At 56.4% G+C, this 26,218-nt stretch carries 24 protein-coding genes and 2 pseudogenes; 16 read left to right on the forward strand and 10 right to left on the reverse strand.

Going from position 1 to position 26,218, the window contains the following annotated elements; all coding sequences use genetic code 11:
* The first annotated feature begins 59 nt into the window (after window positions 1-59).
* From JTM80_RS05160 to JTM80_RS05170, 3 genes are all read left to right on the forward strand, one after another.
* Complete coding sequence (locus tag JTM80_RS05160) at window positions 60-266, forward strand: RNA-binding S4 domain-containing protein (protein ID WP_172354643.1); 207 nt, start codon at window positions 60-62, stop codon at window positions 264-266.
* 196 nt (window positions 267-462) lie between these two features.
* Window positions 463-3,051: a bifunctional aconitate hydratase 2/2-methylisocitrate dehydratase gene (gene acnB / locus JTM80_RS05165; protein WP_172354641.1), complete on the forward strand. Its 2,589-nt coding sequence runs from the start codon at window positions 463-465 to the stop codon at window positions 3,049-3,051.
* Window positions 3,052-3,172: 121 nt separating this feature from the next.
* A complete protein-coding gene (locus JTM80_RS05170) occupies window positions 3,173-3,409 on the forward strand; it encodes a hypothetical protein (protein WP_172354639.1) in 237 nt (78 codons plus the stop codon).
* Window positions 3,410-3,427: 18 nt separating this feature from the next.
* Here JTM80_RS05170 and JTM80_RS05175 read toward each other — a convergent pair whose 3' ends face one another.
* The 3 genes from JTM80_RS05175 to JTM80_RS05185 are packed head-to-tail and all read right to left on the reverse strand — an operon-like array spanning window position 3,428 to window position 7,421.
* A complete protein-coding gene (locus tag JTM80_RS05175) occupies window positions 3,428-4,822 on the reverse strand; it encodes an O-antigen ligase (protein WP_172354637.1) in 1,395 nt (464 codons plus the stop codon).
* Between the two features lies 1 nt (window position 4,823).
* A complete protein-coding gene (gene wbaP, locus JTM80_RS05180) occupies window positions 4,824-6,266 on the reverse strand; it encodes an undecaprenyl-phosphate galactose phosphotransferase WbaP (protein ID WP_172354635.1) in 1,443 nt (480 codons plus the stop codon).
* Between the two features lie 45 nt (window positions 6,267-6,311).
* On the reverse strand, window positions 6,312-7,421 hold the full coding sequence (locus tag JTM80_RS05185; RefSeq protein WP_205370723.1) for a glycosyltransferase family 4 protein: 1,110 nt from the start codon (window positions 7,419-7,421) through the stop codon (window positions 6,312-6,314).
* Between JTM80_RS05185 and JTM80_RS22945 the strand changes: the two genes are divergently transcribed.
* Window positions 7,420-7,551: a hypothetical protein gene (locus JTM80_RS22945; RefSeq protein ID WP_255548876.1), complete on the forward strand. Its 132-nt coding sequence runs from the start codon at window positions 7,420-7,422 to the stop codon at window positions 7,549-7,551. The genes JTM80_RS05185 and JTM80_RS22945 overlap by 2 nt on opposite strands.
* 221 nt (window positions 7,552-7,772) lie before the next feature.
* Complete coding sequence (locus JTM80_RS05190) at window positions 7,773-8,588, forward strand: ABC transporter permease (protein WP_172354619.1); 816 nt, start codon at window positions 7,773-7,775, stop codon at window positions 8,586-8,588.
* 102 nt (window positions 8,589-8,690) lie between these two features.
* On the opposite strand, the gene JTM80_RS05195 is transcribed toward JTM80_RS05190, so the two are convergent.
* Complete coding sequence (locus tag JTM80_RS05195; RefSeq protein WP_390820345.1) at window positions 8,691-9,959, reverse strand: NAD(P)/FAD-dependent oxidoreductase; 1,269 nt, start codon at window positions 9,957-9,959, stop codon at window positions 8,691-8,693.
* A gap of 142 nt (window positions 9,960-10,101) precedes the next feature.
* Between JTM80_RS05195 and JTM80_RS05200 the strand changes: the two genes are divergently transcribed.
* The 3 genes from JTM80_RS05200 to JTM80_RS05210 are packed head-to-tail and all read left to right on the forward strand — an operon-like array spanning window position 10,102 to window position 11,517.
* On the forward strand, window positions 10,102-10,248 hold the full coding sequence (locus JTM80_RS05200) for a hypothetical protein (RefSeq protein WP_172354617.1): 147 nt from the start codon (window positions 10,102-10,104) through the stop codon (window positions 10,246-10,248).
* 42 nt (window positions 10,249-10,290) lie between these two features.
* Window positions 10,291-10,884 carry a Uma2 family endonuclease gene (locus tag JTM80_RS05205; protein ID WP_172354615.1) on the forward strand — a complete coding sequence of 198 codons (594 nt, stop codon included), beginning with the start codon at window positions 10,291-10,293 and terminating at the stop codon, window positions 10,882-10,884.
* Between the two features lie 45 nt (window positions 10,885-10,929).
* The gene (locus JTM80_RS05210) at window positions 10,930-11,517 is read left to right on the forward strand and encodes a Uma2 family endonuclease (RefSeq protein WP_172354613.1); all 588 of its coding nucleotides are present in this window, start codon (window positions 10,930-10,932) and stop codon (window positions 11,515-11,517) included.
* Window positions 11,518-11,570: 53 nt separating this feature from the next.
* On the opposite strand, the gene JTM80_RS05215 is transcribed toward JTM80_RS05210, so the two are convergent.
* Window positions 11,571-12,314, reverse strand: a complete 744-nt coding sequence (locus tag JTM80_RS05215; protein WP_205370724.1) for a sucrose-phosphate phosphatase — start codon at window positions 12,312-12,314, stop codon at window positions 11,571-11,573.
* Between the two features lie 380 nt (window positions 12,315-12,694).
* Between JTM80_RS05215 and JTM80_RS05220 the strand changes: the two genes are divergently transcribed.
* On the forward strand, window positions 12,695-13,951 hold the full coding sequence (locus tag JTM80_RS05220) for a polysaccharide pyruvyl transferase family protein (RefSeq protein WP_205370725.1): 1,257 nt from the start codon (window positions 12,695-12,697) through the stop codon (window positions 13,949-13,951).
* Between the two features lie 272 nt (window positions 13,952-14,223).
* On the opposite strand, the gene ilvB is transcribed toward JTM80_RS05220, so the two are convergent.
* Together ilvB and JTM80_RS05230 are read right to left on the reverse strand one after the other, a co-directional pair.
* Window positions 14,224-16,110, reverse strand: coding sequence for a biosynthetic-type acetolactate synthase large subunit (ilvB, locus tag JTM80_RS05225; RefSeq protein WP_172354609.1), 1,887 nt, complete (start codon window positions 16,108-16,110; stop codon window positions 14,224-14,226).
* Window positions 16,111-16,512: 402 nt separating this feature from the next.
* Window positions 16,513-18,067, reverse strand: a pseudogene (locus tag JTM80_RS05230) (YdiU family protein).
* A gap of 283 nt (window positions 18,068-18,350) precedes the next feature.
* Between JTM80_RS05230 and JTM80_RS05235 the strand changes: the two are divergent.
* The 4 genes from JTM80_RS05235 to JTM80_RS05250 all read left to right on the forward strand — a co-directional run bounded on the left by JTM80_RS05235 (window position 18,351) and on the right by JTM80_RS05250 (window position 21,147).
* Window positions 18,351-18,665 carry an RNA-binding protein gene (locus tag JTM80_RS05235; protein WP_068514894.1) on the forward strand — a complete coding sequence of 105 codons (315 nt, stop codon included), beginning with the start codon at window positions 18,351-18,353 and terminating at the stop codon, window positions 18,663-18,665.
* Between the two features lie 462 nt (window positions 18,666-19,127).
* Window positions 19,128-19,310, forward strand: a complete 183-nt coding sequence (gene rpsU, locus JTM80_RS05240) for a 30S ribosomal protein S21 (protein ID WP_068514896.1) — start codon at window positions 19,128-19,130, stop codon at window positions 19,308-19,310.
* A 409-nt stretch (window positions 19,311-19,719) separates the two neighbouring features.
* Window positions 19,720-20,502 (forward strand): ParA family protein, encoded by a 783-nt coding sequence (locus tag JTM80_RS05245; RefSeq protein ID WP_228721723.1) that lies wholly within the window; start codon window positions 19,720-19,722, stop codon window positions 20,500-20,502.
* A gap of 3 nt (window positions 20,503-20,505) precedes the next feature.
* On the forward strand, window positions 20,506-21,147 hold the full coding sequence (locus JTM80_RS05250) for an ABC transporter permease (protein ID WP_228721722.1): 642 nt from the start codon (window positions 20,506-20,508) through the stop codon (window positions 21,145-21,147).
* Between the two features lie 18 nt (window positions 21,148-21,165).
* Here JTM80_RS05250 and JTM80_RS05255 read toward each other — a convergent pair whose 3' ends face one another.
* Complete coding sequence (locus JTM80_RS05255; RefSeq protein WP_172354605.1) at window positions 21,166-21,642, reverse strand: TspO/MBR family protein; 477 nt, start codon at window positions 21,640-21,642, stop codon at window positions 21,166-21,168.
* 794 nt (window positions 21,643-22,436) lie between these two features.
* Between JTM80_RS05255 and JTM80_RS05260 the strand changes: the two are divergent.
* The 3 genes and pseudogenes from JTM80_RS05260 to JTM80_RS05270 all read left to right on the forward strand — a co-directional run.
* Window positions 22,437-22,757: pseudogene (locus tag JTM80_RS05260) on the forward strand (SPFH domain-containing protein); the annotation flags it as partial.
* A gap of 107 nt (window positions 22,758-22,864) precedes the next feature.
* Entirely contained in the window at window positions 22,865-23,248 is a 384-nt protein-coding gene (locus JTM80_RS05265; RefSeq protein WP_205370727.1) for an SPFH domain-containing protein, read from the forward strand.
* A gap of 230 nt (window positions 23,249-23,478) precedes the next feature.
* Complete coding sequence (locus tag JTM80_RS05270; RefSeq protein WP_205370728.1) at window positions 23,479-24,513, forward strand: hypothetical protein; 1,035 nt, start codon at window positions 23,479-23,481, stop codon at window positions 24,511-24,513.
* Window positions 24,514-24,640: 127 nt separating this feature from the next.
* Here JTM80_RS05270 and JTM80_RS05275 read toward each other — a convergent pair whose 3' ends face one another.
* Both JTM80_RS05275 and JTM80_RS05280 read right to left on the reverse strand, forming a co-directional pair.
* Window positions 24,641-25,495: a M56 family metallopeptidase gene (locus JTM80_RS05275; protein WP_172354599.1), complete on the reverse strand. Its 855-nt coding sequence runs from the start codon at window positions 25,493-25,495 to the stop codon at window positions 24,641-24,643.
* Window positions 25,486-25,911, reverse strand: coding sequence for a BlaI/MecI/CopY family transcriptional regulator (locus tag JTM80_RS05280; protein ID WP_172354597.1), 426 nt, complete (start codon window positions 25,909-25,911; stop codon window positions 25,486-25,488). Before JTM80_RS05280 ends, JTM80_RS05275 begins: the two co-directional genes overlap by 10 nt.
* Window positions 25,912-26,218 lie beyond the last annotated feature (307 nt).

Here is a 26,218-nt window from a genome sequence, read left to right on the forward strand (position 1 = left end):
ATCGGCAATCTAAAATCCAAAAGGGATATCCCCCTGACTTTTTTTAACTTTCTCTTCTTATGGACAATCCTCCTCCCGAAACCATCCGGCTCGATCAGTTTCTGAAATGGGTACAGGCAGTGCCCACGGGCGGCGAAGCCAAGGTGCTGATTCAGATTGGCGAAGTTAGCGTGAACGGGGCAGTGGAAACCCGGCGCGGACGGAAACTGGTAGAGGGCGATCGCGTTTCGATAGCAGGCGAAGAGTTTGTGGTGAATTTGCAGTGAGAGAGAATGAGGGCCTGACCTGTTCCTTCAGACCCTATCCTCAAACTGCTCACTAATAACTCTCGCCACGTTAGCGTAGAGATAAGATGTTGCTCTTGAAATTAGTGCGCTTGAAATCGGTTCGCTTGAAATCGGTTCAACATCGGTTTAACATCATTCACGCCCTTTCGCTGGTGTTTGGGAGCAAGAATTAATCATGCTGGAAGCCTATCGTAACCATGTCGCAGAGCGAGCAGCGCTGGGGATTCCGCCGCTGCCGCTGTCTGCTGAGCAAACGTCCGAATTGTGCGAACTGCTGAAGCATCCACCAGCGGGTGAAGAAGAATTTTTGGTGAGTTTGCTGCGCGATCGCATTCCGCCGGGGGTCGATCAGGCGGCCTACGTAAAGGCAGGATTTCTAACGGCGATCGCCAAGGGAGAAGCCTCCAGCCCGCTGATCTCGCCCCAATACGCCACGGAACTGCTGGGCACGATGATGGGGGGCTACAACGTGCGATCGCTCATCGACCTGCTGCACTCGCCCAATGCAGAGGTTGTTGCCACCGCCACTGCCGCCCTCAGCAAGACGCTGCTGATCTACGATGCGTTTCATGACATTCAGGAACTAGCGGAAAGCGGAAACGAATCAGCCCAGCAAATCATGACCGCCTGGGCCAATGCAGACTGGTTCACCAGCCGCCCGCCGCTGCCCGAAGCTATCACGGTGACGGTGTTCAAAGTGCCTGGTGAAACCAACACCGACGACCTCTCGCCCGCGCCCCACGCCACCACCCGCCCCGACATTCCGCTCCACGCGACGGTAATGCTAGAAAGCCGCCAGCCCGGTTCCCTAGAAACCATTGCGGAACTAAAGAAAAAAGGACATCCCGTGGCCTACGTCGGGGACGTGGTGGGCACGGGGTCTTCTCGCAAATCCGCCACCAACTCCGTCCTCTGGCACATGGGCGAAGACATCCCCTTTGTGCCCAATAAGCGCACGGGCGGCTATTGCCTGGGGGGTAAGATCGCGCCTATTTTCTTCAACACGATGGAAGACTCTGGCGCGTTGCCCATCGAGTGCGACGTGACGAAGATGGAAACGGGCGACGTGATCACCATCTATCCCTATAAGGGCGAAATCACCAATGAGGCGGGCGAGGTGATCTCCACCTTTACGCTCAAGCCCGATACCATTCTGGACGAGGTGCGGGCAGGCGGACGGATTCCCCTGCTCATTGGGCGATCGCTCACCGACAAAACCCGCATGGCCCTGGGGTTGCCCCCCAGCGATTTGTTCATCCGTCCGAAAATGCCCGCCGACACAGGCAAAGGCTTTACCCTGGCGCAAAAGATGGTGGGCAAGGCCTGCGGTCTTCTGGGCGTGCGCCCCGGTACGTCTTGCGAACCAATCATGACCACCGTTGGCTCTCAGGACACCACCGGCCCCATGACCCGCGACGAACTAAAGGAACTCGCCTGCCTGGGCTTCAGCGCCGACCTGGTGATGCAGAGCTTCTGCCACACCGCCGCCTATCCCAAACCCGTCGATATCAAAACCCACCACAGCCTGCCCGACTTCATCACCTCTCGCGGCGGCGTGTCCCTGCGTCCTGGCGACGGCATCATCCACTCCTGGCTAAACCGAATGCTGCTGCCAGATACCGTGGGTACGGGCGGCGACTCCCACACCCGCTTCCCATTGGGCATTTCCTTCCCGGCTGGCTCTGGGCTGGTGGCCTTCGCGGCTGCGCTAGGCGTAATGCCGCTGGACATGCCAGAGTCGGTGCTGGTGCGGTTTAAGGGCACGCTGCAACCGGGCGTAACGCTGCGCGACGTGGTAAACGCGATTCCCTACGTTGCCATTCAGCAGGGCAAGCTGACGGTTGCAAAAGAAAACAAGAAGAATGTCTATTCCGGTCGCATCATCGAAATGGAGGGTCTGCCGGATCTGCAACTGGAGCAAGCCTTTGAACTGACGGACGCAACCGCCGAACGCTCCGCCGCAGGCTGCACCATCAAGCTGAGCGAGGCCACGGTGGCAGAATATCTGCGGTCCAATGTGGCGCTGCTGAAGAACATGGTGGCACGGGGCTATGGCGATGCCCGCACGATCCTCCGCCGCGTCCGCAAGATGGAGGCATGGCTGGCCAATCCCTCGCTGATGAGTGCTGACCCCGATGCAGAATACGCCGACATTATCGAGGTAGATCTGGATCAAATCAAGGAGCCAATCGTAGCCGCGCCCAACGACCCCGACAATATCAAGCTAATGTCGGAATGCGCGGGCGACCCGATTCACGAGGTCTTCATTGGCTCCTGCATGACCAATATCGGCCACTATCGCGCCGCGGCAAAGGTGCTGGAGGGCGCGGGCCCGGTGAAGGTGCGCCTGTGGATTGCCCCGCCCACCCGCATGGACGAACAGCAGCTTCGCGAAGAGGGCTATTACGGCATCTTTGCCGCAGCGGGGGCCCGCACGGAGATGCCCGGCTGCTCGCTCTGCATGGGCAACCAGGCCCGCGTCGATGACGGCGTGACGGTGTTCTCCACTTCCACCCGCAACTTCAACAACCGCATGGGCAAAGGCGCACAGGTCTACCTGGGTTCGGCAGAATTGGCGGCGGTCTGCGCCCTGCTGGGTCGTATTCCGACCGTAGAAGAATACATGGAGATCGTGACGAAAAAGATCGACCCGTTTGCCAGCGACCTCTATCGCTATCTCAACTTCGACCAGATTGTGGGATTTGAGGACGAGGGACGGGTGATTCCCAAAGAGGAAGAAGCAAAGCTTGTTGCGTCGATCTGACGCTGATTGCGACTGCGTTTCGCTTGAGCAACTTTCTCTAAGCTAGAGTTGGGGCAGGCAAGGCTGCCCTAACTTTTGGCTTTTTGGTGATGATGCAGGCTGCGACCGACCCCAACGCCCCATGCAAGCCGCCGACACATCCGACAGTTTTCAAAAAGCAGTCCTAGAGCGTCTGGACACCCTCAAGGTCGAGCTAGACAGCCTGAAGATAGATGTAGACGGACTCAAGCAAGAACTGAGCCAGACGAACGTGCGCGTGGATGCCTACCAAAAGGCATCGAATCAGGTGGTGAATCTGGCGTTTGGGCTGATTGCAACGGCAACGCTGACGATTATGGTCAGCACGGTTTTGCGATAGGCAGCCAGCGAGAGAACTCTAGGGTAGAGGCGAGGAATTGACTGGTTTCTTGGCAGCAAAACTAAAAATTCCTGCCAGCAGCACCCAGTTCAGCACGTTGACCCGCGAATCGTATAGCGGCACGTCGAACAGCGCGAAGCCGACGCTGCTGAAGAAGCCCAAGAGATAGCCAAACAGAATGCCACGCTCTGGAGCCTTCAGGCTTTTTGCCAGCAGTTGCCGCACACCCCGCGCACAGATCCGCCCCACCAGCAGCGTCAGCAGCAGCATTGCCGGAATGCCTGCCTCCACGGCCAGGGTCAGCCACAGATTGTGGGCATGGGAGATGTCCTGAAAATCCGTCAGGGCCATCAGGTCGGGCGTGAGGTACTGCGGATATACCAGCTTGTAGTTGCCCAGGCCCCAGCCGAGCCAAGGGTGGTCACCTACCATCTGCACCGCTGCGCCCCACAGTTTCGTTCGGGGGTCATCTGCCCAGGTCGCCAAGTCGAGCGATCGCCCGCCAATGCCAATCACCGCTGCGCCGCCGACCATCACCACCAGCCCGCCCAGCGCCGCCGCCACGGTCTTCCAGCTAGACCGCGCCACCACCAGCGCAAAACACAGCAGTTGCAGCACCGCCAGCAGCAGGGCATTGCGCGACCCGGTGCAGAAAATGCCCAGCAGGTTGAGCAAGGTCGCACCGGAAATCAAACGCAGGGAAACGGACTGGAGGGCCTCTGCCCCAGCGTTTTGTGCGTCGGGTTGGCGGTCTGACCAAACGGACTCTGCGGAGTCTGGCAGACTGTGTGGCACAACGGCCCGATCCAGCGCCAGCCGATAGAGGATCAGCCCCAACCCCAGCGCCATCACCAGCACCAAAAAGCTGCCCATTGCGTTGGGGTGGTCAAACATTACCATTGCCCGGCCTTTGTGGGGGGCGGCCCGAATCCAGCGAAACAGCGGAAAATGCCGCCACCAAACGGGCATTCGGGGAATTTTGATAATGTATTCCACCAGGCTGATCAGGTTGATGGGAATGGCAACCAGAACCAACCCCAGGGCAATCTGGGCAAGCCGTTCAACGCAGTTTAACAAGTAGGGCAGAATGGCGAAAAATAGGAAATAGGGCAAAAAATTCGCCAGTTGCAGCAGCGCTTCGCCTCGATCGTAGGCAAACAGCCCGCTCAGCAGCAGCAGCCCGCTCAGCAGCAGCAGCCCACCACCCGTGACCCTGTCCAGCCCTGCCCGCCGAAACCGCCCCCACAGCCGCGCCGTCACTGCCACCATGCCCAGTAGCCCCAGATAGGAAACGTAGGGCATGACCATCAGGCTGACCCAAAACAAATTCCACACGGAACCCCACGCCGTCCGCAGCGAGAGCGCTTGCCCCCAAAACCGCACAGGTTCGCGTCTGGCTTTTTGCCCCGCCACGTTAGTAGGCTCCTTCGCCCGACAGCACCACCCACACCGTCCGCATCAGGATATACAAATCCAGCCACACCGACCAGTTTCGGACGTAGTAGGCATCCAGATTCACCCGCTCTTTATAGGACAAATTATTGCGCCCCGACACTTGCCACAGCCCCGTCAGCCCCGGCGTGACCTTTGTATACAGAGCAAACTTGTCGCCGTAGCGCGGAATCTCTTCATCCACAATCGGGCGCGGTCCTACCAGGCTCATCTCGCCGCGCAGGATGTTCCAAAGCTGGGGCAATTCATCCAGGCTGGTCTGTCGCAGAAACCGACCGACACGGGTAACTCGTGGATCGCGGCGGAGCTTGTGGTCGCGCTCCCAGGAACGGCGCAGCTTGGGGTGCGCTTCTAGATAATCGTGTAAGACTTGGTCGGCGTTTTGCACCATCGAGCGGAATTTCCAGGCTTTAAACGATTCGCCATTTTGCCCGATGCGGGTCTGCCCGTAGAAAATGGGGCCCGGCGAATCGAGCCGAATTAGCACCGCAATCAGGATGATAAACGGCAGCACCAGCAGCCCGCCGAACAGGGTAATGATGCGATCTAGCGCAAACTTGACCAGGCGCGGCCCCGGCAAGAGCAACTGCTGCCGCACCTCTAGTCCCAGGATGCCGCCCATGTCTCGCGCCTCGACCCAGAGGCTAGAAAAGTCGAATAAATCGGGGATGACCAGCAGGTGAGCGAAGGTCTGGGTGTGCTGTTCGATCACGTCCAGCAGGCGGACGCGGGGCACACCGGGCATGGCCACGATGGCGTAGGGAATGCGGCGCGATCGCGCAATCATGGGAGCTAGATCAATGCCGCCCATCACCGGAACCCCGTGCAGCGAGCCGTGCTTGGCGGGGTCGTCATCCAGCACCACCACCGGACGCAGCCCAATGCGGGGGCGCTTTTGCAGCGTGCGAACCACCATTTCGCCCGTCTTGCCTGCCCCCAGCACCACGACGGGATAGCCCCACCAGCGCTTGCGGGCAAACCAGTGTCGTGTGAGCGATCGCCCAATCAGCACCAGCACGATAGACAATAGCCACGCCATCACAAAAATACCGCGTGAGTAGACCTCACCGCTCTGCCGCAAAAAAATCGTCACACCCAGCAGAAAATACACTAGACTCGTGCCAATGGTGACGCAGCGAAACTCATCGACCGGACTCTGGGCCACGCCGGGGTATAGCCCAATCGCGGCATACACCAACACAAATAGCCCCATGAGCGGCAGCAGTTGCCAGTAGAGGAGCGGCTGAAACTTGCCATCCAGAAACCAGCGCAGATAGACGCTGATCGTTCCTGCCAGACTCAGCATCAGCAGATCGGAGCTAATCATCCCCACCAGCGTTGGAACGGTGCGGGTGGAGATGCTCAAAGCAGATAGCGCCGGACGTAGGGTTCGGTTAAGTTGCATTGCGTTCCGTTACTCCTCACGCTATTACTTTAGGGGATCTTTACCTCATCCCTGCTGAAATTTTGCCCACTGCTGATCTACAAATTGCGCTAGCTCGGCGCGAAAGCGTTCTGGGCTAAACCGTTCGGCGTTTTGGCGAGAGTCGTCGGGGTGAAACCGGAAATCGCCCGCTTCGAGCGATCGCACGGCCTTGACGATCGCCGCCACCGTCTGTTCCCGCAGCAGAATCCCCGTTTTGCCCGGAATCACCGTCTCCGCAGCCCCGCCCCGCCCATAGCCGATCACGGGCGCACCCGCCGCCTGCGCTTCCACCATCGCGATGCCAAAGTCTTCCTCGGCCGGATAAACAAACGCCTTGCAGCGCTGCATGTGGTCGCGTACCACGTCATCGGGCTGTCGGCCCAATAGACGCACAGTTGGCCCCGCCAGGGCCGCCACCCGCCGAAATTCTGACCCGTCGCCAATCACCACCAGCGGCAAGCCCAGTTGTGTAAACGCTTCTACCACCAGATCGACTCGCTTGTAGGGCACAAACCGCGACAGCGTAAAGTAAAAGTCCTCGCGGGTTTCCGCTGGCGAGAACCGATCCACCGCCACAGGCGGATAAATCACCTCCGCAGTCCGCCGATACGTTTTCCAAATTCGACGAGCCACAAACCGGGAATTTGCAATGAAATGATCCACTCGATTCGCGCAGGCAACGTCCCACAGGCGCAGGTAGTGGAGAATTCCCTGGGCGATCGCGGCCTTGGGGCCCCGCAGCCGAGCTTCCTGAAAATACTGCTGCTGCATTTCCCAGGCATAGCGGATGGGCGTATGCACGTAGCTAATATGAAGCTGGTCGGCGCGGGTCATCACGCCCTTGGCTACTGCATGATGGCTCGACAAAATCACATCGTAGGGCGACAGGTCAAACTGCTCGATCGCCAGCGGCATCAGCGGCAGATAGGCCCGAAAGCGCGGATTAGCAAACGGCAAATGCTGCAAAAACGAAGTCGTCACCGGGCGATGCTGAATAAAAAAGCGCAGATCCTCCGGCAAAAAATCCACCAGGCTGAACAAATCGGCTTCGGGATAAAGCTGCAACATCTGCTCGCACACCCGCTCCGACCCGGCATAGGTAACCAGCCACTCATGGACAACCGCAATCTTCATGGCACAGTCTTTCGCACGGAATAGCTCATGGGATCTGGGTGTGGCGCAGCTTGAATCGGTAGGCAAGGGGCTGGCGCGACAGGTTTCACGACGCGAGGTTTCCCCCGCTCCACCAACCCATTACACCTAGAGACGTAGCGCCTTAGAGTAGAGTATTATCGGGCATCGAGTTTGAATAATTGCAAACTACGCTCCTGGCAACCCAGCAGGCTGCACCGACAGCAACCGGACGACAAGCCAGCGGCTAGGAAGATTGTAGACAGGTTATTGGCAGATTACTGTAGACAGATTGTAGACAGACTGTAAACAGAGAGTGTGGCGTTTGAACGAGGAGCGTTTTGGCACAAGCCTATGACAGCACTGAAACCGATTCAAAAACGGGGTGTGAAGTTCGCCTTCAACCAGCACCAGCTTGAAAACTACCGCGATCTGCTACTCGTTCTGTTTCAAAAGGAATTTAAAGTCCGCTACAAGGGCAAGTTTCTGGGCTATCTCTGGTCGATCGCCAGTCCGCTGGCCTTTGCAATGGTTTACTACATTGCCTTCAGCGGCATTATGCGGGTGGCTGTGGAGGGCTATCCGCTGATTCTGGTGTCAGGGCTGTTTCCCTGGCAGTGGTTCCAGAACTCCGTCGGCTCCGCACCCAATCTGTTTGTTGGCAATGCCAGCCTGATCAAAAAGCTCAACTTTCCGCGCAATATCCTCTCGCTGTCCACCATTCTGAATCACATGGTGCATTTCTTGCTGTCGCTGCCTGTGATTCTCATTTTCATGGTGATTTACGGCAAATCGCCGACGCTGGCGTGGCTCTACGGGCTGCCCGTCATGATGGTGGTTCAGCTTTTTACCGTCTATGGGCTGGCGCTGGTGCTGGCGACGCTGAACCTGTTTTTGCGGGATATTGAGCGGCTCACGCAGATTGTGATGACGTTCGTATTTTATTTTACGCCGATTATTTTCACGGCGGATATGATTCCTGAGCGATTCCGCCCGCTGATTCCGCTGAATCCGGCCGCGCCGCTGATGATTAACTGGCGAAACCTGTTTCTTTACGGCTATATCGACGGACACTACCTGCTGATCAGCGCGGGCTATGCGATGTTGTTCTTTATCATCGGCACGCTGGTCTATCGCAAGCTGTCGTGGAAGTTTGCAGAAGTGCTGTAGGCAATCCAAAATCGCCAATCTGAAATTCAAACCCTAATCAAAACCCTAGATAGTGGGGAGATAGTGGGGTTTAATTGTCGCTTAGTTTGGCGCTTGGTTAGCTCAGTCGAACGGGGCGATTTGCGAAGCAATCCCTGCGGAAATCGCCTTTCCAGCCAGCCAGCCCGTTGTCCAGGCGCTCTGGAAATTAAAGCCGCCCGTTACACCGTCGATATCCAGGATTTCGCCCGCAAAGTAGAGGCCCGGACAAACGCGGCTTGCCATCGTTTTGAAATCGACTTCCTTGAGCGACACGCCGCCGCAGGTGACAAATTCCTCTTTGAATACGCCCTTGCCTGCAATGGCATACTGCCCCTGGGTGAGTTCCTGCCGGAGGTGATGAAGCTGCGGTTTAGACAAATCGGCCCAGCGCTGGTCGGGTGCAACCTGAGCGCGATCGCCCAAATAGTTCCACAGGCGGCGCGGCAGGGGAAAATCGGGTGGCACCGTGGAGCGGACGGCCCGCTTGCCCCAGTCGGTCTTGGTCTGCTGCAAGCTCTGCCGGATTTGCTCTGGGGACTGATTAGGCAGCCAGTGGATCTGGGCGATCGCCCGATAGCCGCAGTTGTGCAGCGCCCTGGCTCCCCAGGCGGATAGCTTTAGCACCGCAGGCCCGCTCAGTCCCCAGTGGGTGATCAGCAGCGGCCCGGTTTGGGTCAGAGGCTTCTGGTCGGGGCATTTCACTGTCACCTGCGCCGACTCGACCGACACACCCGCCAGTTCGTGCAGCGCTGGCTCCGGCACGTTAAAGGTAAACAGCGAGGGGACGGGCGGTTCTAGGGTATGCCCCAAAGATTGGGCGATGCGATATCCCTGGGGGCTGCTGCCTGTAGCCAAGAGGAGGCGATCGCCCCGCAGCGTTCCGCCCGCCCGCAACTGTGCTGCAAAGCCCTGCCCGTCGCGCACCACCGCCGTCACCGCCGCGCCCGGTTTTACCTGCACGCCCGCCGCCTCGGCCGCCTGCACCAGACAGTTCACAATCGTCGCCGAGTCGTCGGTGGTGGGAAACATGCGCCCGTCGGCTTCCGTTTTCAGCATCACGCCGCGCTGCTGAAACCACGCCACCGTGTCTCGCGGCTGAAACCGGGTAAAGGCTCCCCGCAGCGCCTTGCCCCCTCGCGGATAGTGCTGCACCAGCGCCGCCGGGTCAAAGCAGGCGTGGGTGACGTTGCATCGGCCGCCGCCAGAAATGCGGACTTTGCCCAGGGGTTCCCGCGCCGCTTCCAGCAGCGTCACATGGGCCGACGGACAAGACTCCGCAGCGGCGATCGCCCCAAAGAAGCCCGCCGCGCCGCCGCCAATAATCAGAATCGCAGGAGAAGCAGAGATAATGAACGTGCAAAAGATGGAACGAAGTTTAGTGTATCGCTGCGGCGCGAAGATGTGGGCACGACTCAAAAGCCTTGAGAAGCTAGCAGGGTCTGTCTGCGGATTATCACCGGAGTGATGCCCGGAGTTCTTGGATTAGCGCGTTGTGATTTTTCGACTGTTTGCCACGCTCCACCCAGTCACTGAGTTGCTCGACCGAGAGCATTGGAAACGTGAGGCTGCGATCGCCCGCTACATACACACCGTCGGCGGCTGTGTAGTAGACACTGACTCCATCTTAAGTGACTTATGATCGAAGACAATTCGGGCCCTGCAACCTGTAGAGGCGATCGCCATGACATTTACCCAAAAGCTGACCTTTGCCGACTATCTGGCGCTGGAGGACTCTAGGCAGGAAGAAAAGCTGGAGTTGATTAACGGAGAACTAATCGCCTTGCCACCAGAAGCCTGGTTAAACAACGACATTGCCATGTTTGTGTTTTTGCAACTGGTGGCAATTGGGGTTCCATTTCAGCGTGTGAAGGTGAATAGCTGCGAACTGCAAACGCCTGTTTTAGAGGTGGGCGACGCGGCAAATCGCTATCCCGATTTGGTGGTGGTGGAGCCAGTGCATCGCGCCCATCCTAGTCAGCGCATGACAATCACGCTGGAGATGCCGCCGCCGCTGTGGGTGATGGAGGTGGTCAGCCCAGGCAAAACGAACCGCGATCGCGATTACATTCGCAAGCGGGCACAATACGCAGCGGTGGGCATTCCCGAATACGTGATTGTTGACCCAGAAGAGCAGGCGGTTCTGGTGCTGCGGCTAGAGCAGGGGGAGTATATCGAAGCGGGACGCTACACAGGCGAGCGCCCCCTCCAGTCGCCCACGTTCCCTGCGCTGAACCTGACCGCCGCCCAGGTCCTCAGCGCGGGGCAAGACGGCTGACTGCGTGTAAAGCAGGTAAAGCAAATAACCAGGAGGGCAATCGCCATGACGTTTACCCAAAAGCTGACCTTTGCCGACTATCTGGCGCTGGAGGACACAGGCATTGAAGGACGCGCCGAACTGATCGAGGGAGAACTGATCGCCTTGCCACCGGAATCCAGAATCAACACCGAAATTGCAACCTTTGTGTTCTCATCGCTACTGGCGATCGCCATTCCGCATTATCTGCTGAAGCTCTATTCCTGCGAGGTGCAAACGCCCGTGTTGGAACCCAGAGATGCGGCCAATCGGTATCCCGATCTAGTGCTGATTCGAGAGGAACACCGAGCCTTGTGCGATCGCCGCATGACCATTACGCTGGAGATGCCGCCGCCGCTGTGGGTGATGGAGGTGGTCAGCCCAGGCAAAACGAACCGTGATCGCGATTACATTCGCAAGCGGGCACAATACGCAGCGGTGGGCATTCCCGAATACGTGATTGTTGACCCAGAAGAGCAGGCGGTGCTGGTGCTGCGGCTAGAGCAGGGGGAATATATCGAAGCGGGACGCTACACGGGCGAGTGCCCCCTCCAGTCGCCTACCTTCCCAGCGCTGAACCTGACCGCTGCCCAGGTCCTCAGCGCGGGACAGTAGCTCTGCTGCCCTCTACTGGCCTTTAGCCCAGCGTTACAACCTTTAGCCCAGCGTTACAAAAAGTCGAAGTAATCCAGTCCTTCCAGAATACCCGCAGCGCAGTGACCGTCTGCCAGATAGCGGTGCGGGGCAAGGTTTTCCTGATGCCACTGGCGCAGTTCGGGCATGGCATTGCCGACGATAATGCCGCGCTCTTCGCCCATCATGAACATTGACAGGTCGTTGCCCGAATCGCCACAGACCACGGTGCGCTCTGGCTCAAAGCCCCACTGCTGCCGCAAAAACACCATCGCTAGCCCTTTGTTGGCGCTTTGGGGCAAGATGTCGAGGTGGCGGCCGCCGCTGTAGACTAGGTTGATCTGCAAGCCTTGGGACTGGAGGGCGGCTTCTAGCTCAGGCAGCAAATCAGGGGCGATCGCCGCATCCAGAAAATAGCTTGCCTTAAACTCGTTTTGCTCCTCTGCGGGCTGAAGCTCCAAATCTGCAAAATGGGCAACGGTGGACAGAACGCGATCGCGCGACCAGCCATCGCTCAGCTTTTCCCACCAGAGGGAATCGGGGCTGCCGTCGGGATAGGTGATAGCCGTGCCGACACCTGTGACAACGGCATCAGGGGGCAGCAGAGGCTTTTCCGACAGGAGTTGCTGATACAGCGAGGGCGATCGCCCCGTCGAGTAGACAATCTTGGTGTCGTGGGTGCGGCGATGCCAATCGAGCGCCTCGTTGAGCTGCGCCATTGCTTCATCATCGCCTACCAGCGTATGATCCAGGTCGGTAATGAATAAAAACTGCGTCACGGCTCCTCTATCCTCCGGGGTTGACCGCTCCTACCATAGCTCGAAGCGGGAATACTATTAAGATAAGCGGCGCACATCGCTCTCCTCCTCATCCTTTCAGCAGAAAAAACCGTGTAAAGGCCAAGTCAAATCCCAGAAGCTCTGCCCTAGCCACTCCTAGATGCTGGGCTAGTAAATGCTGGGCTAGCAAAAACCAGTTTGCTTGATCAGTCCGCAGCGAGACCCTAATGCAGCAAAGAGACGTTTCTCACGAGTCCAATCGCACCCCTTCTGTTTCAGAATTTACGTTCGCCAAGCCAGAGCTAATCCCAGAACAGTCTGCTGACGGGTTGGATCAAGCACCACAGGTCATTGGGCAGGGTTCAGAGATCAGGCACAGATTGCAGCCTATTCAGGATTTTTGGCGATCGCTCCAGACGGGTAGCTTGGTAAACGCCGTACTGCGCTATTTCGATCGCCATTGGTATCCCCAGCTTTCGATTGCCGACCGGGTTGAAAAGGTAAACGCGGTATCTTCGCCTGCCCCTGCTGATTTGCAGGCGGATTGGCCAACGGGGGCTGATCCGGTATCCCACCAGATGGCCCAGGCGGCCAATTCGGATCAGCCCAAAGCTTCCAGCGGGTTCCGCGCTAAAGTGGTGCAGACCTTTGGGCGGTCGCCCCGCTTGCAGGCCAATGCTCCTGTGCCCCTGTGCTGGGCCGCGACGACGCTGCGGCAGCCCTACGCGAATCTGGGTGATGCGCTCAGCCCGGTGATTGTCAGTGCGCTATCGGGCTTGCCGATTGTGCATCAGCGGTTCGACTCGGCTTCCGAGCGCCTGGCCAGCGTGGGCACGATTGGGCACGGGCTAAAGAACGGCTCAGTTCACCTCTGGGGCACGGGCATCGACGGCAAGCGGCATCCCTACCACCGCCACTTGACGTATTATGAGCGGCCGGAGAATACAGAATTCACAATTCACGCGCTGCGCGGCCCCTTTAGCGCCAGAGTGTTTGAAAAGCAGGGCATTCCTGTGACCGATGCCTATGGCGACCCGGTGATGCTGCTGCCCAAGATCATGTCTCCTGCCACAGAAAAGACCCACGAACTGGGCATCGTGGTGCATATTTCCGAATTGCGCGAGCTGAAAGATGGGGCCGCCGTGCGAAACGAACTGGGGCGCTACTACATCCCCGAAGATCTGCGCGATTCGGTGAAAATCATCACCACGCTCACCGATGCCAACCTGACTGCGCTGGAAGACCGAGTGCGCGAGATGACCGCCTGCAAGCGAATCCTCAGCACCAGCCTGCATGGATTGGTGATTGCTGAAACCTACGGCATTCCCTGCGCCTACTTTCGCCCGTTTGGGCGGGGCCCGCTCCAGGTGGATTTGATGGACGAGCAGGTGTTTCTCGACCATCGCGTGCGCGACTATTATGCAGGCATGGGGCTAAAGACGCTGCACATCTTTTGTCGCGAACGGAAGCGCCCGACCAACTGGGAGCGGGCGATCGCCGCCATTGACCGCATCTGGCAGCCCATCGAGTGGTCGCCCCAGCGCTTGCTGGAGACCTTTCCCCTGCCCCTGGCGGTTAATCCAATGGAGGTCGAAACGTTTGGCGATCGCGCTTTGCTAGAGCGCATCCGATTGTAAAAACGCGAATAAAAAAACGCGAATTAAAAACACTATAAAAATGCGAAAAAAGCGGGCACTGCCCGCTTTCTTGTTTTCTTAGAGATGCTCTCTTTAGAACTGCTTTCTTAGAGGGTGTTTGAAAAGGCATCGCCTGTAGTGTTAAGCACTCAGAAATCCCCCCCACCCCCCTTAGAAAGGGGGGAAACCGCCTTAAAGTCCCCCTTTTTAAGGAGGATTTAGGGGGATCTTGCACGCTTTGCTACAAACAGTAGGACTTTTCAAACATCCTCTTAAAGCTTCGTGCCGCAATTTGGACAGAAGTTATTGTCCGGCGGGTTCTCTGTGCCGCAGCGATTGCAGACCACTAGCGCCTGCTCTGGTTCTGCCTTAGGGCGCTCCGGCAGCCCAATCATCTGCGAGTTGCTCTTGCCGGGGGCCACCATCGGGTAGCAGTTTTCGTTGCGATTCACATGCACGTCCATCAGCACCGGGCCGGGATGGGCCAGCATTTCGGCGATCGCCCCTGCCAAATCCTCGCGGTTGTGAACCACCATTCCTTTCACGCCGTAAGCCTCGGCCAGCTTCACAAAGTCCGGCATACTCGGCTCCATTTCCGAAGAAGAGTAGCGCTCCTCATAGAAGGTTTCCTGCCACTGGCGCACCATGCCCTGCCAGCCGTTGTTGATGATCACCGTCTTGGCAGCAATGCCATACTGCGCCAGCGTACCCAACTCCTGGATATTCATCTGGATGCTGGCATCACCGCTGATGCAAATCACCTGCTCCTCCGGCAGGGCCATTTTCACGCCCATTGCCGCAGGCATCCCAAAGCCCATCGTGCCCAGCCCCGCGCTAGAGATCCACTTGCGCGGCCCCGTCTTGAGGAACTGCGCCGCCCACATTTGGTGTTGGCCGACATCAGTCGTGTAGTAGGCATCAGGCGCTTGCCGACCCACTTCCACAATTACCTCCTGAGGCGACAGCATGTCGGCATACTGAGGCACGGTCAGCGGATAGTCGTGCTTCCAGCGGTCAATGCGGGCTAGCCACTCCTGCGTTTGGCTCGGATCTGGGGCTGCGCCGCTTTCCAAATCGCGCCGCAATAGGTCAGTTAGCACATGGCGAACGTCTCCGACGATGGGCACTTCTGGCGCGCGGTTTTTGCCCACCTCTGCGGGGTCTACGTCAATGTGGATGACCTTGGCGCGAGAGGCAAACTCATCCAGCTTGCCCGTCACCCGGTCGTCAAATCGCGCCCCCACCGCAATCAGCAGGTCGCACTCGCTGACGGCGTAGTTCGCATAGGCCGTGCCGTGCATCCCCAGCATCCCCACCGACAGCGGATGATGCTCGTCAAACGCGCCCTTGCCCATCAGCGTCGTCGTCACGGGCAACCGGAACCGCTCTGCCAGCGCATGAACCTCCGCATGGGCATCTGCCGTAATCGCGCCGCCGCCGACATAGAGCAGGGGTTGCTTCGCCTCGCGAATTAGCTTCAGCGCCTTGAGGACTTGGTTGGGATTGCCGCGCACGGTGGGGCGATAGCCCGGCAGTTTCACACTTCCTGGCTCAACGGGCACATAGTCAAATGCTTCTAGCCCCACATCCTTGGGCACGTCAATCAGCACGGGGCCGGGACGACCAGAGCGGGCAATGTAGAAAGCTTCTGCCACGATCCGCGCCATGTCTTTGGGATCGCGAACGACGTAGGAATGTTTCACGATCGGCAGCGTGATGCCAAAGATGTCTGTTTCCTGGAACGCATCAGTGCCGATCGCGCTGCGAGAGACTTGCCCTGTCACCACCACCAGCGGAATCGAGTCCATCTGGGCGGTGGCGATGCCCGTCACCAAGTTGGTCGCGCCAGGGCCGGAGGTGCCAAAGCACACGCCCACCTTTCCGGTTGCGCGGGCGTAGGCATCGGCGGCATGGGATGCGCCCTGCTCATGGCGTACCAGAATATGGCGGAGTGCGCCTGTCTGCTCAAAGCGGTACAGTTCATCATAAATCGGCAGAATCGCGCCGCCGGGATAGCCAAAAATATGCTGAACCCCGTGCCGTACTAGGCTGTCCATCAGAGCGTAGGCACCAGTGGCCCGAATGGGCGCAGCAAGCGGGGGTGCAGAAACACGAGCGGCGGAAGCGACCTTGGACGAATCGGGCAGGAGTTCTCGCATAGCTAGGCTTTCTATCTGTATCGATTGATGCATAAGACCGGATATCCCAGTCTAGTTCTGATGTTGCAATCCTGTCGAGTGACCTGGACAGGTGATTTTTGAGGATTCTCTGGGGATCAATATAGACTGCGTTCTAGAGAAGTGAGCATATTCCAAAGAGCGTTGTAAAAGAATGTTGTAAAAACGCTGCCAAAAGCCCTTTGCAGGGCGATCGCCCTTCCTTCATCTATCTGTTCTGTATTCGCTGAAACCGCGCTTTTTCAGGATGATTAACGGTTTCAAGAGAACTGCTGGAAGGATTGTTTTGAAACCGCTTAGGCTGCCATTCACCGTTTATTTTTGATTATTTTTGAGCGTGTCAAATTCCATTGAATTTGGCTACGGCCTGTCAAGGATCGGTGACTATTGTAACGATTGGAAATGTAACGATTGGAAACCTTTCCACCGCTGGGGATTGGAGTTAGGGCAGAGGCGGCTCAGCAGGCGGCTCAACAGAGGAGCGAATACGCTGAAGCAGCCTGTTGAACGGCTCCCAATCGTCCAATTCGGCGATCGCACCCCACACGGCTTCAATTTCTGAACGGATAATCACCACGGTCGGGTTGTGCCGCGCCAGTCGCGCCTTTACGTCATCCAAAGCAGCTTCAGGAATTTGGTTCAGCGCCCGGTGATAGGCCAGTCGCCACGCCTTGAAGGTGCTTTCCAGCGCGTCGGCATTGCTGGACACCGAGTCAGTAAAAATCAGCGCTGCATCTGCTCGCCAACTGGGTGAAAACTGCTCCCGCAGCGCCCGAAAGAAGTCGTGATAGCCAATCTTGGTCGACTGCAAAAACTGGATCGTCCGCCCGATTAGCTCATGGCCAACCTCGGTGGGCAACTCGCCGAACCCCAGCCTGTGCAGCATCAACTGGCTATAGGCAGCGATATAGTGTGCTTCAAATGTCGCCAAGCCCGCTTCCAAGTCCGCTGCATCCATCACCTGTTTCAGCGGTTCCTGCAACAGTTCCAGATTCAGCTTGCAGATCCCTGGCTGGTTGGCATAGGCGTAGCGCCCCATCTGGTCAAAATAGGCGGCGGTAAAGCGGGGATCGAACCGCTCAATGAAGGCGTAGGGGCCATAGTCAAAGCTTTCGCCCGTGATGGCCATGTTGTCGGTATTCAGCACCGCATGACAAAAGCCCGCTGCCATCCACTGGGCCGCCAGTTCCGCTACGCGCTGCACCAATTCCGCATAGAAGCGGGCATCCCGGTCTGGCTCCTGGTTCAGGTGTGCGTAGTAGGTCTCGATGACGTGATCCAGCAGTTTGCGAATCAGATCAGGGCGTTCGAGGTAATGCAGCCGCTCGAAGGTGCCAAACCGAATGTGCGATCGCTGCATTCGCACCATCACCGATGAGCGGGTGGGGGATGGCTCATCGCCCCGCCACAGAGCCTCCCCGGTCTCAATCAAGCTGAGGCAGCGCGACGTTCGCACGCCCATGACGTGCAGCATCTCCGCCGCTAGCACCTCGCGCACGCCGCCCTTCAGCGTTAGCCGCCCATCACCGCCGCGAGAATAGGGCGTAGTTCCTGATCCCTTGGTTCCCAAGTCGTATAGGTTGCCGTCTATGCCGCGCACCTGTCCGTATAAAAAGCCGCGCCCGTCACCCAGATCAGGATTGTAATAGCCGAACTGGTAGCCGTGATAGCGCATCGCCAGCAGCGGAAAGCGTCCCGCAAATTTGCCGAACGCTTGAATAAAATGCTCATCTGCGACCTGATTCGGATGAAGCTCTAGAGTGTCAAGCAAGTCATCATTGCGAAACCGTAGAAGATGCTGGGGAAATTGGGCCGCATCCACGGGATCGGCATAGTCTTCGCCGAGGGATTCAAATGCAGGCTCAAAGTCGAGGGTTAACAGCGGGTTTTCTGGCGGATTGTCGGACGTGTTTTCGGCACTGCCTACAGGATTAGTCATCACAAAGCAGACTTTGTTTGCAAAAGTTAATAGAAAGACGACGAAATTTGAAGGTTCTTTACCTCATTATCCCCAGTGCAAAGTCCGGCAAACAATGGTCTGATAAAGTTTTTGGCTGATTTTTTGGCTTGTTTCTGTGCCGCCACTCGATGAACGATTGGCCACCGCTTTTGTGGGAGTGTGTTAGGGTTAGGTGGGATTATTTTCGGCTGTGTACTCGCGTGACGAATGGCTCTCCGAATCTAACTCTCTGCAACTTTTTTTGATTCTGGAAGGAGTCCAAATGTCCATTTACATCGGTAATCTGTCCTACGAGGCAACGCAGGAAGAAATTACCCAAGTTTTTGCTGAATATGGTACGGTAAAGCGCGTTCAGCTTCCCACCGATCGGGAAACCGGTCGCCCTCGTGGCTTCGGCTTCGTGGAAATGAGTACGGATGCGGAAGAAGAAGCGGCAATTGAAGCGCTGGATGGCGCAGAGTGGATGGGTCGCGATCTGAAGGTGAATAAGGCCAAGCCTCGCGAAGATCGTTCCTCTGGCGGTAGCTGGGGTGGCAATCGGGGCGGCGGCGGTGGCAACTTCTCTCGTCGCTACTAGAGCTTTCCTACTAGAGCTTGCAAAGGTCTGGTTTGTAGTCTTGCATCTTGCCAGGTTTTAGCTTGGTAAAGCAGATTTTTCTAAGCCAGTTTTTGCGATAGAGCGCAGCGCAGATTTCCTAATTGCTAGTATTTGCCTGTTTGCTTGGGGCTGCATGTTGAAGCAAATGTGCGGTTCCAAGCAAGTTTTTGTCTTTGTGGTTTTTTGCCTTTGTGGTTTTTTGCCTTTGTGGGTTACGAGTTTGCTGCTGCAATGAGTGGCGCTTGATTCAGAATCAATTCTTGATCAGAGCAATCTCAGAGCAACCTATGTGGGGCGATCGCCCCATTGCTCTTGAACGTTGTGTCTACCTTAAGTAACCAGAGTCAAGATCAGGATCAAAACCGGGAGAGAAGGATTTTGCAAACAGGCTGATTGAGATTTTTTCTAAATCTTCAGTCTGAACATTTAAGAGGAGATGGAATGGCCCAAGTTGTACTTGGAGAAAACGAAGGAATTGAATCGGCCCTCCGCCGCTTCAAGCGCAAAGTTTCTCAGGCAGGGATCTTCCCAGATATGCGGAAAAACCGCCATTTTGAAACACCGATAGAAAAGCGGAAGCGCAAGGCGTTGGCAAAGCGGAAACTGCGGCGGAAGCGCTTCTAGAAGTGCTGTTGTGAGAGAACGGGTTGCTCTTTTTCAAAGCCCCTTTGCTTGAGATTGATATCAGGCTGAATATAAACCAACCGATGCTGTGGGTCGTTGCGGGTTCATGTCCGCACGCTCACAGCATTTGTGTTTGGAATGGGCATTTGGAGTATATTCAATGCAATATATATTCAACGCAATATTCAGTGCTAGGACTGACGCAGTTGGACGATTTCTCGCGGGCGCAGCCCGCGAGAAATCGTCCAAAACCCAGAAAACTTAATTGCAAGTGTGTAAGTCCTGAAATGCATTAGAAATTGCATTTGGTGTGGAGATTTGGAGTAGAGATTTGGAGCTTGTGCGATCGTGGGGGTAACATGGTTAGCTGACGGCAAAAGGAAAGGCAGACATGCTTCTCTAAAGCAGCATGTTTGGACGCAGGGCGGGTCGGCTTATGATCATTGCGATCGCCAATCAGAAAGGCGGCGTTGCAAAAACCACGTCTACGATCGCGCTGGCGGGTCTGCTGGCGGAAGAAGGGCCATGCCTTGCGGTAGATCTTGACCCACAAGGCAACTTGTCTACGGGACTGGGCGTAGATGCGTCGTCGCTTCCCTACACGACCTATGACGTGATTACTGCGAAGGTTGGTATTACAGAGGCGATCGCCCCGACTCGGTTTGGACTCAGCCTGCTGGCCACCGACATTTCTCTGGTCAAAGCAGAAAAAGATTTGCTTTCCCAGCCCGATCGATTTTATGCCTTAAAATCGGCGCTGGAGCCTGCCAAATCTCAGTTCGAGCAAATTTTAATCGACTGTCCGCCCAGCCTGGGTCTGCTGACGCTGAATGCCCTGTCTGCTGCGGACTGGCTGCTGATTCCCGTGCAGTGTCAGTTTTTTGCCATTAAAGGGCTAGAGGGATTGCTGGAGACGATTGACTCAGTAAAGAGTCGCCTGAATCCGAATTTGCGGGTGCTGGGCGTACTGCCGACGATGGCAGAAACAAACACAGTGATTACGCAGGACGTGCTAAAGCTGTTGCGATCGCAGCTTGAGGGTGTGCGTGTATTTGACCCCGTGCCCAAGTCGGTGCGCTTTCCAGAGTCCAACATGGCAGGGGAACCGATTCACGTCTTTACCCGCGAGTGGCGCGTGGTGCAGCCCTATCGTGAAGTGGTGCGCGAACTGCTGATGCTGGAGGAGGCGTAGCGCGTGGGCGTGTTTAGGCAGGCCTATGAATATGGAATGGCAAACGGGGACGCGCTGCTGAATGCGTTGCAGCAGCATTTGTGGCTGGTGGCGGTGCCGCTGGCGGTGGGGCTGCTGCTGGGGTTGCCGCTGGGGTTGTGGAGTGCGCGATCGCCCGCTGTCTCGGCTGTCCTGATCAATGGCTTCAACGCGCTGCGGGTGATTCCCAGTCTGGCGATTTTGTTTTTGGCGATTCCCTACTTTGGGCTGAGCTTTCAATCGGCGGCGATCGCCCTGACGCTGCTGGTGATGCCGCCAATTCTGATCAGCACGGATGTCGCCTTTCGCACCATTGACCCAATGATCCGCGAAGCTGCCCACGGCATGGGCATGAGTCCGGTACAGGTGTTGCGGCAGGTGGAGTTTCCCCTGGCGCTGCCCGTCATCATTGCGGGCATCAAAACAGCCCTGGTGGAGGTCATTGCCAGCGCAACGCTGGCGGCGTTTATCGGCGCGGGCGGGCTGGGAACGTTTATTGTGCGCGGCTTTGCGCTATACGACAACGCTATCTTGCTGGTGGGCGCAGTTCCCGTGGCGCTGCTGGCGTTGGTGGCGGAGCTGAGTATGAGCGCCCTGCAAAGGTCGGTGCAGCCCCCCACAAGCTGAATTTCTACAGACACTAGATCAGGCTTCTTCAGGGTTGAGCTGCATCATTTCCCAGGTGGTGTAAGTGCCGATGGGACTCCAGATCAGATACGGCATCAGCAGCCAAGCCGCCGGACGCGACAGCGGCAGCAGCATGATAAAGAGGGCGATCGCCACCACCAGCCCCGCCGCACCCAGCCATAGCCCCACGCGAATTCGCCGTGCCCCCAGCATGAGAGGCGTGTAGAGCAGCGTAACCACTTCCAGCAGCAGGTAAGTCGCCATCAGCCCCCAGGTTCTAGACGTGCCCGGTTCTCGTTCCCAAATGATGTAGGCAGACCAAGCGGCGCAGGTAAAGACCGTCGTCCAAATCACCGGGATAAATTTCTCAAACGTGAGCCAGTCGGGCCGCCGCAGCCGCCGAAACCAGCCGCGCCCCCGCGAAGTGGTCACGCTGCCCAGCGCAAACGCCAGACCCAGCATCACCCCGCCAATCACCATCCAAGATCGAATCATGGGAACTTAGAGCGGAATTTAGAACCTAGGTGAAAATCGAGGCGATCGCCCCTCTCGCTGCCCATTCTAATAGGTTCTGCAACTTCCTCAAATCTGCCAAGTGTCATAGGGTAGGCGCTGAAGATACCTAAGTCATAGGTTCATCATAGGATCTGGCAAGGAAAAACTATGCGTTATCCCAATGGGTAGACTATTGGATAGACTACGGAAAATGAGAGCTAGAGCTTGTATCAATCGATAGGCTCAGCAACCGGCTGAAAAATTGGCTGAAACTAACTTTCGCATTCCCTTCAGAGATGCCCTGACTAAAGATACCCAATCCTTCTTCATTTCCGTTATTCGATTAGAAGCGTGGGCACACTAGGATCAGCTTACTCTTGATATATAGGCTTGCAGAATATATGGGCTTGCAGATTGTCAGGGCTGTTTCTGCTAGCTCAGGCCGAACTGAGTTACTCGTGCTGACTTAAGCAACACATCTGAAACTTTGAGCACTAAGCAAAGCATTCAGGGGTGCATTCGCCTTACAAAAGGCATCGCTAGTTCGTAGAAGCAACGCCTCAAAAGCAATATTTTCTCTATCTCTGCAATTGTCCGGATTCAGTCTGTTGTTGACCAATCTTGTCTGACCTGGATTAAACCTGGAGGTTAGAGCTAATTTGTAAAGGAGCCTGAAAGCCTTGTTAATCAAGGATTTCCGAGAAACCGCTTTTCCTGGGCAAACATGACCTCAAAGCCACACATGCCAAGAGTTTCAGGCTTCTTAAGATTTGCTTCATAAATTAGCTCTTAGTGTGAGTCTCTTCGAGAAGATTCGAGGTGAGTTTGTAGACATCATCGAGTGGTTAGACTCTACCAATGACACGATGGTCTATCGCTTTCAGCGATACAACAACGAAATCAAAATGGGGGCAAAGCTAACCGTACGCCCTGGTCAAAAGACGGTATTTGTCAACGAAGGTCGCATTGCTGACTGCTTCGGGCCTGGGATGTATACGCTGTCAACCCAAAATTTGCCCATTCTTACAACACTAATGGGTTGGCCCTATGCCTTCAACTCTCCATTCAAGGCAGAAGTATACTTCTTCAATACTCGAATTTTCACGAACCTCAAGTGGGGAACCTGACTGCCTGACACATCTCTGGAAACCCCTGATTTCTCGTAGGGGACGCTGGCCCAAAAGCTCCTCTGACCAAGCCCTCCGGCTCCAACTCAGGAGCTATGGGCTTCGATCCCAAGACAACGAATTTTCTGGGCTTTCGGGACTTGTGTCAGGCAACCAGGTGGGGAACTTCTAATCCCATCATCCTCCGGGATGCCGAACTGGGCCCTGTTCGCCTACGGGCCTATGGCACCTATAATGTGCGGATTGTTCAGCCTGAAGTTCTGCTTCAAGAGTTGGTCAGCACGGATGGACTTTTCCAGGTGGATGAGGTCAGCGATCACATCCGCAACATGATTATGACCGCTTTTAATCAGCTTCTTCAACAAGGGCTAACTGCTCAGACTTACGTATGGCGGTCAGGGATGAATGGCTGGCAGTTTGCAAATGCAGTTCCAGAACTGGCTGTCTTGCTGCCACCATCGCCTCCTCCTGCCCCGTAACCTGCGGGTTTTGCATGGTTTGTTCTGCATGGTTTGTTCCGCATGGTTCGCTCTGCATCGTTTGCTGTTGAAATGCTGTTAAGCAACGTCCAACGCAAGGGTTGCTCTACCTCTGAATCAAACTCTTAGCAAAAACTCCTATGACTATGCAGCGCCACTCCTCCAGTGAGTCACAGCTTTCCTGTCCGGGCTGCGGTGCGTCGCTAGAGTTTAATCCTAAAAGAGGACAGATGGAGTGTCCTTACTGTGGTCGGCGAGAGGCGATCGCCCGAAACAAGACCTCCCTGCTGGCAGAGCAATCCTTTGAGGCTCACCTGAATGAAAAGCATACTCAACTGGCCGCTCTGTCCGGGCAGGCAGTCGAAGTGCAGTGTCCAGGGTGCCGCGCTCGGTTTACGTTTGAACCGCCGACGGTGGCCGGGAAATGTGCGTTTTGCAACACCAATATCGTGGCGCAGCCCCGTACTGCTAGCCCGGTGGTCACTCCTGGAGGGGTGGTACCGTTCACGATTGGCCAAAGGCAGGCCCGAGAGAAAGTGAGCGAGTGGCTGCGCCAGCGCTGGTTTGCGCCAAAGGGGCTGAAGCGCTTGTCTCAACACGCGGGGTTGCAGGGCATTTATTTGCCATTCTGGACCTACGATTGCAAAACCTGTAGTCAATATCGCGGGAAGCGGGGCGATCGCCACACAAGGACTGAAACTTATACCATGACTGATAATGATGGGAGAACCATTACAGACACTCGCGAAGTCGTAGAAACCCATTGGACTCGTGTATCAGGAAGCGTGGATTATGCCTTTGATGATGTTCTTGTGGCAGCGGCTGAATCAGTTGACCAAAATCACTTGCGAGCTGTTGAGGGATGGGATTTGTCTGAATTAGCGCCCTATAACGCTTCTTACTTGTCAGGGTTCAAGGTACAGCGATATCAGATTAATCTCAAAGAGGGTTTTGAGCGGGCAAAGAAAAAGATGGAGACTGAAATTCGTAGGGCTGTAGAGTGCAAAATTGGCGGCGATGAACAGTGTATCGATTCCCTCTCCACCTCCTATTCCCTCTCCACCTCCTATAGCGACATTACCTTTAAGCACATCCTTCTGCCAGTATGGACGGGGGCCTACGAGTTCAAAGGACGGCGCTACACAATCGTGGTGAACGGGCAGTCTGGAAAAGTCTGTGGCGATCGCCCCTTCAGTTGGCTCCAGATTGCGTTGGCGATTCTCGTTGCAATCGTCATACTCGGAATTTTAGTCAGTGTTCTGTAGCCAGGAGCAAGTGTCGGAACAGATAGAAACTGACTAGAAATAACTGACTAGAAATTGCCCAACTCCAAAGTAGCTGACATGCCATCTTGTGGGCATCACTGCCGCAAAGCAAGTCCCCGAGCAAGATCTAGTGATGTATCAATAGCGTGCAGAGGGGAAGACCCGATGCCAGGAGCCACAGCCAGGGGAGGCGATCGCGCTCTGGGAAACTTGCCAGGTTACCCTCGGCATCGGGCAACAGCGCCTCAATCCGCTCCGCCAGACGGCAGGGTGATGTGGCTTCGCCAAAAGCCGCGCAGGGAAAGTCAACCTCTGTCAGCGGCGACCTCACCACCTGCACCAGCGACTCTGCTAGCAGCAGCGGGTCAACATGCTGAGCCGCCCAGCGATCGGCGCGGAGTTCTCGCAGTCGCAGCAGTTCTTGCCAGAGGGCTTCAGTGTGGGGAAGCCAGGCCGTAAGACCGCGCAGCCAGCCCAGCCAGAAAAACCAGAAGGTGTCGCGATAGTGGGTGTGGGCCTGTTCATGGGCCAGCACAGCAGTAACTTGCTCGGCAGAGAGCGTTTCTAGCAACCCCCGACTAACGACCAGTTCGGGTTGCCAAAAACCAACCTGCGCCGCAAACAGAGCAGGCGTGTCGAGCAAACGAGCAGCAAGCCCGTGGGTTTCCACAAACGGCAGAGTTTGCAACGTGCGGCGCAATCGCCCCACCTGCCTGCCCAGCCGCAGCAGCATTCCGCCTGCAAGGGTCAAACTGCCGACAGCTAGAACCCAGCCCAGAGAGCCGACGGACAGCCCTAGCATATGCCCCTCGCGGCCCATGCAAAAAACGGCGACGACCGTACACAGCAGCAGCAGCGGCGCAAATAGAAACGGCCCCAGCGCCGCAGTCCACCGGTGGGCAGGCGCGACAGAACGGTGCTTAGCAATCAGGCGCGAGAGGATAGCCAGGGCGATCGCCCCCAAAATCAGCATCAGGTGCATGACTCCCCCTCCCGCTTTTGCCGTGCGGCCTTCAGCCGTTGAGTGATGGCATCCAACTGTTCCAGGCTGGCAACATCTAGGTCATCTGCAAAAGCCGCCACCACGTCGGGACTGCTGACGGACAAGAAGCGATGCAGATGCTCGTGTGCCTGGAGCATCTGCGCCTCTTCTCGCGACACTAGCGGCCGCCAGTGAAACGCCCGCCCGTGGCGATCGCACGCCAGCCAGCCCTTGCCCGTTAGCCGATTCAGCACCGTGGTCACAGACGCATACGCCAACTCCCGATTTGGGTCTGCCAAGATGCGATCGTGTATCTCCTTAACCGTTGCCGATTCTAGCTGCCACAGGATTTCTAAGATCTCGCGCTCCAACGGCCCCAGAGAAAGCTGACGGGGGCGAGGTTCGGGTAATGCCATACGCACCTAAATTTAGAAGTCTAAATCTGCTGATGTCAAATGATGTTAAATGCTGTCGAACAGTGTTGAATCAGAGTCGAGCGAATGCCGAAATGATCTTGAGAACACCTTTACCGTCCTCAGTTTAGCCTAAAAACTATCTCCGTTTTGTCAACGGGATGTCAGGACTTCGGCGCAGTATCGCTGCTGCAAATTTGCAACAAATTAAGCCAAAGATGAGCTTGAAAACAGATATTTTTGGGAGGAGCATTCGGAAGACAAGTGGTGGCTTGCGCTATTGATCTGAGGATAGTTGACAGAGTTTATT

This window comes from Thermoleptolyngbya sp. PKUAC-SCTB121 (assembly GCF_016919485.1).
GTDB lineage: Bacteria > Cyanobacteriota > Cyanobacteriia > Elainellales > Elainellaceae > Thermoleptolyngbya > Thermoleptolyngbya sichuanensis.

Excerpts from the sequence above, each read along its gene's own strand:
- JTM80_RS05280 (WP_172354597.1), bottom strand. The coding sequence starts at position 25,911 with ATGGCATTACCCGAACCTCGCCCCCGTCAGCTTTCTCTGGGGCCGTTG.
- JTM80_RS05205 (WP_172354615.1), top strand. The coding sequence starts at position 10,291 with ATGACATTTACCCAAAAGCTGACCTTTGCCGACTATCTGGCGCTGGAG.
- JTM80_RS05275 (WP_172354599.1), bottom strand. The coding sequence starts at position 25,495 with ATGCACCTGATGCTGATTTTGGGGGCGATCGCCCTGGCTATCCTCTCG.
- JTM80_RS05255 (WP_172354605.1), bottom strand. The coding sequence starts at position 21,642 with ATGATTCGATCTTGGATGGTGATTGGCGGGGTGATGCTGGGTCTGGCG.
- wbaP (WP_172354635.1), bottom strand. The coding sequence starts at position 6,266 with ATGCAACTTAACCGAACCCTACGTCCGGCGCTATCTGCTTTGAGCATC.
- JTM80_RS05265 (WP_205370727.1), top strand. The coding sequence starts at position 22,865 with ATGGGCTTCGATCCCAAGACAACGAATTTTCTGGGCTTTCGGGACTTG.
- JTM80_RS05270 (WP_205370728.1), top strand. The coding sequence starts at position 23,479 with ATGGAGTGTCCTTACTGTGGTCGGCGAGAGGCGATCGCCCGAAACAAG.
- JTM80_RS05185 (WP_205370723.1), bottom strand. The coding sequence starts at position 7,421 with ATGAAGATTGCGGTTGTCCATGAGTGGCTGGTTACCTATGCCGGGTCG.
- JTM80_RS05210 (WP_172354613.1), top strand. The coding sequence starts at position 10,930 with ATGACGTTTACCCAAAAGCTGACCTTTGCCGACTATCTGGCGCTGGAG.
- JTM80_RS05170 (WP_172354639.1), top strand. The coding sequence starts at position 3,173 with ATGCAAGCCGCCGACACATCCGACAGTTTTCAAAAAGCAGTCCTAGAG.
- acnB (WP_172354641.1), top strand. The coding sequence starts at position 463 with ATGCTGGAAGCCTATCGTAACCATGTCGCAGAGCGAGCAGCGCTGGGG.
- ilvB (WP_172354609.1), bottom strand. The coding sequence starts at position 16,110 with ATGCGAGAACTCCTGCCCGATTCGTCCAAGGTCGCTTCCGCCGCTCGT.
- JTM80_RS05160 (WP_172354643.1), top strand. The coding sequence starts at position 60 with ATGGACAATCCTCCTCCCGAAACCATCCGGCTCGATCAGTTTCTGAAA.
- JTM80_RS05190 (WP_172354619.1), top strand. The coding sequence starts at position 7,773 with ATGACAGCACTGAAACCGATTCAAAAACGGGGTGTGAAGTTCGCCTTC.
- JTM80_RS05245 (WP_228721723.1), top strand. The coding sequence starts at position 19,720 with ATGTTTGGACGCAGGGCGGGTCGGCTTATGATCATTGCGATCGCCAAT.
- JTM80_RS05235 (WP_068514894.1), top strand. The coding sequence starts at position 18,351 with ATGTCCATTTACATCGGTAATCTGTCCTACGAGGCAACGCAGGAAGAA.
- JTM80_RS22945 (WP_255548876.1), top strand. The coding sequence starts at position 7,420 with ATGGCACAGTCTTTCGCACGGAATAGCTCATGGGATCTGGGTGTGGCG.
- rpsU (WP_068514896.1), top strand. The coding sequence starts at position 19,128 with ATGGCCCAAGTTGTACTTGGAGAAAACGAAGGAATTGAATCGGCCCTC.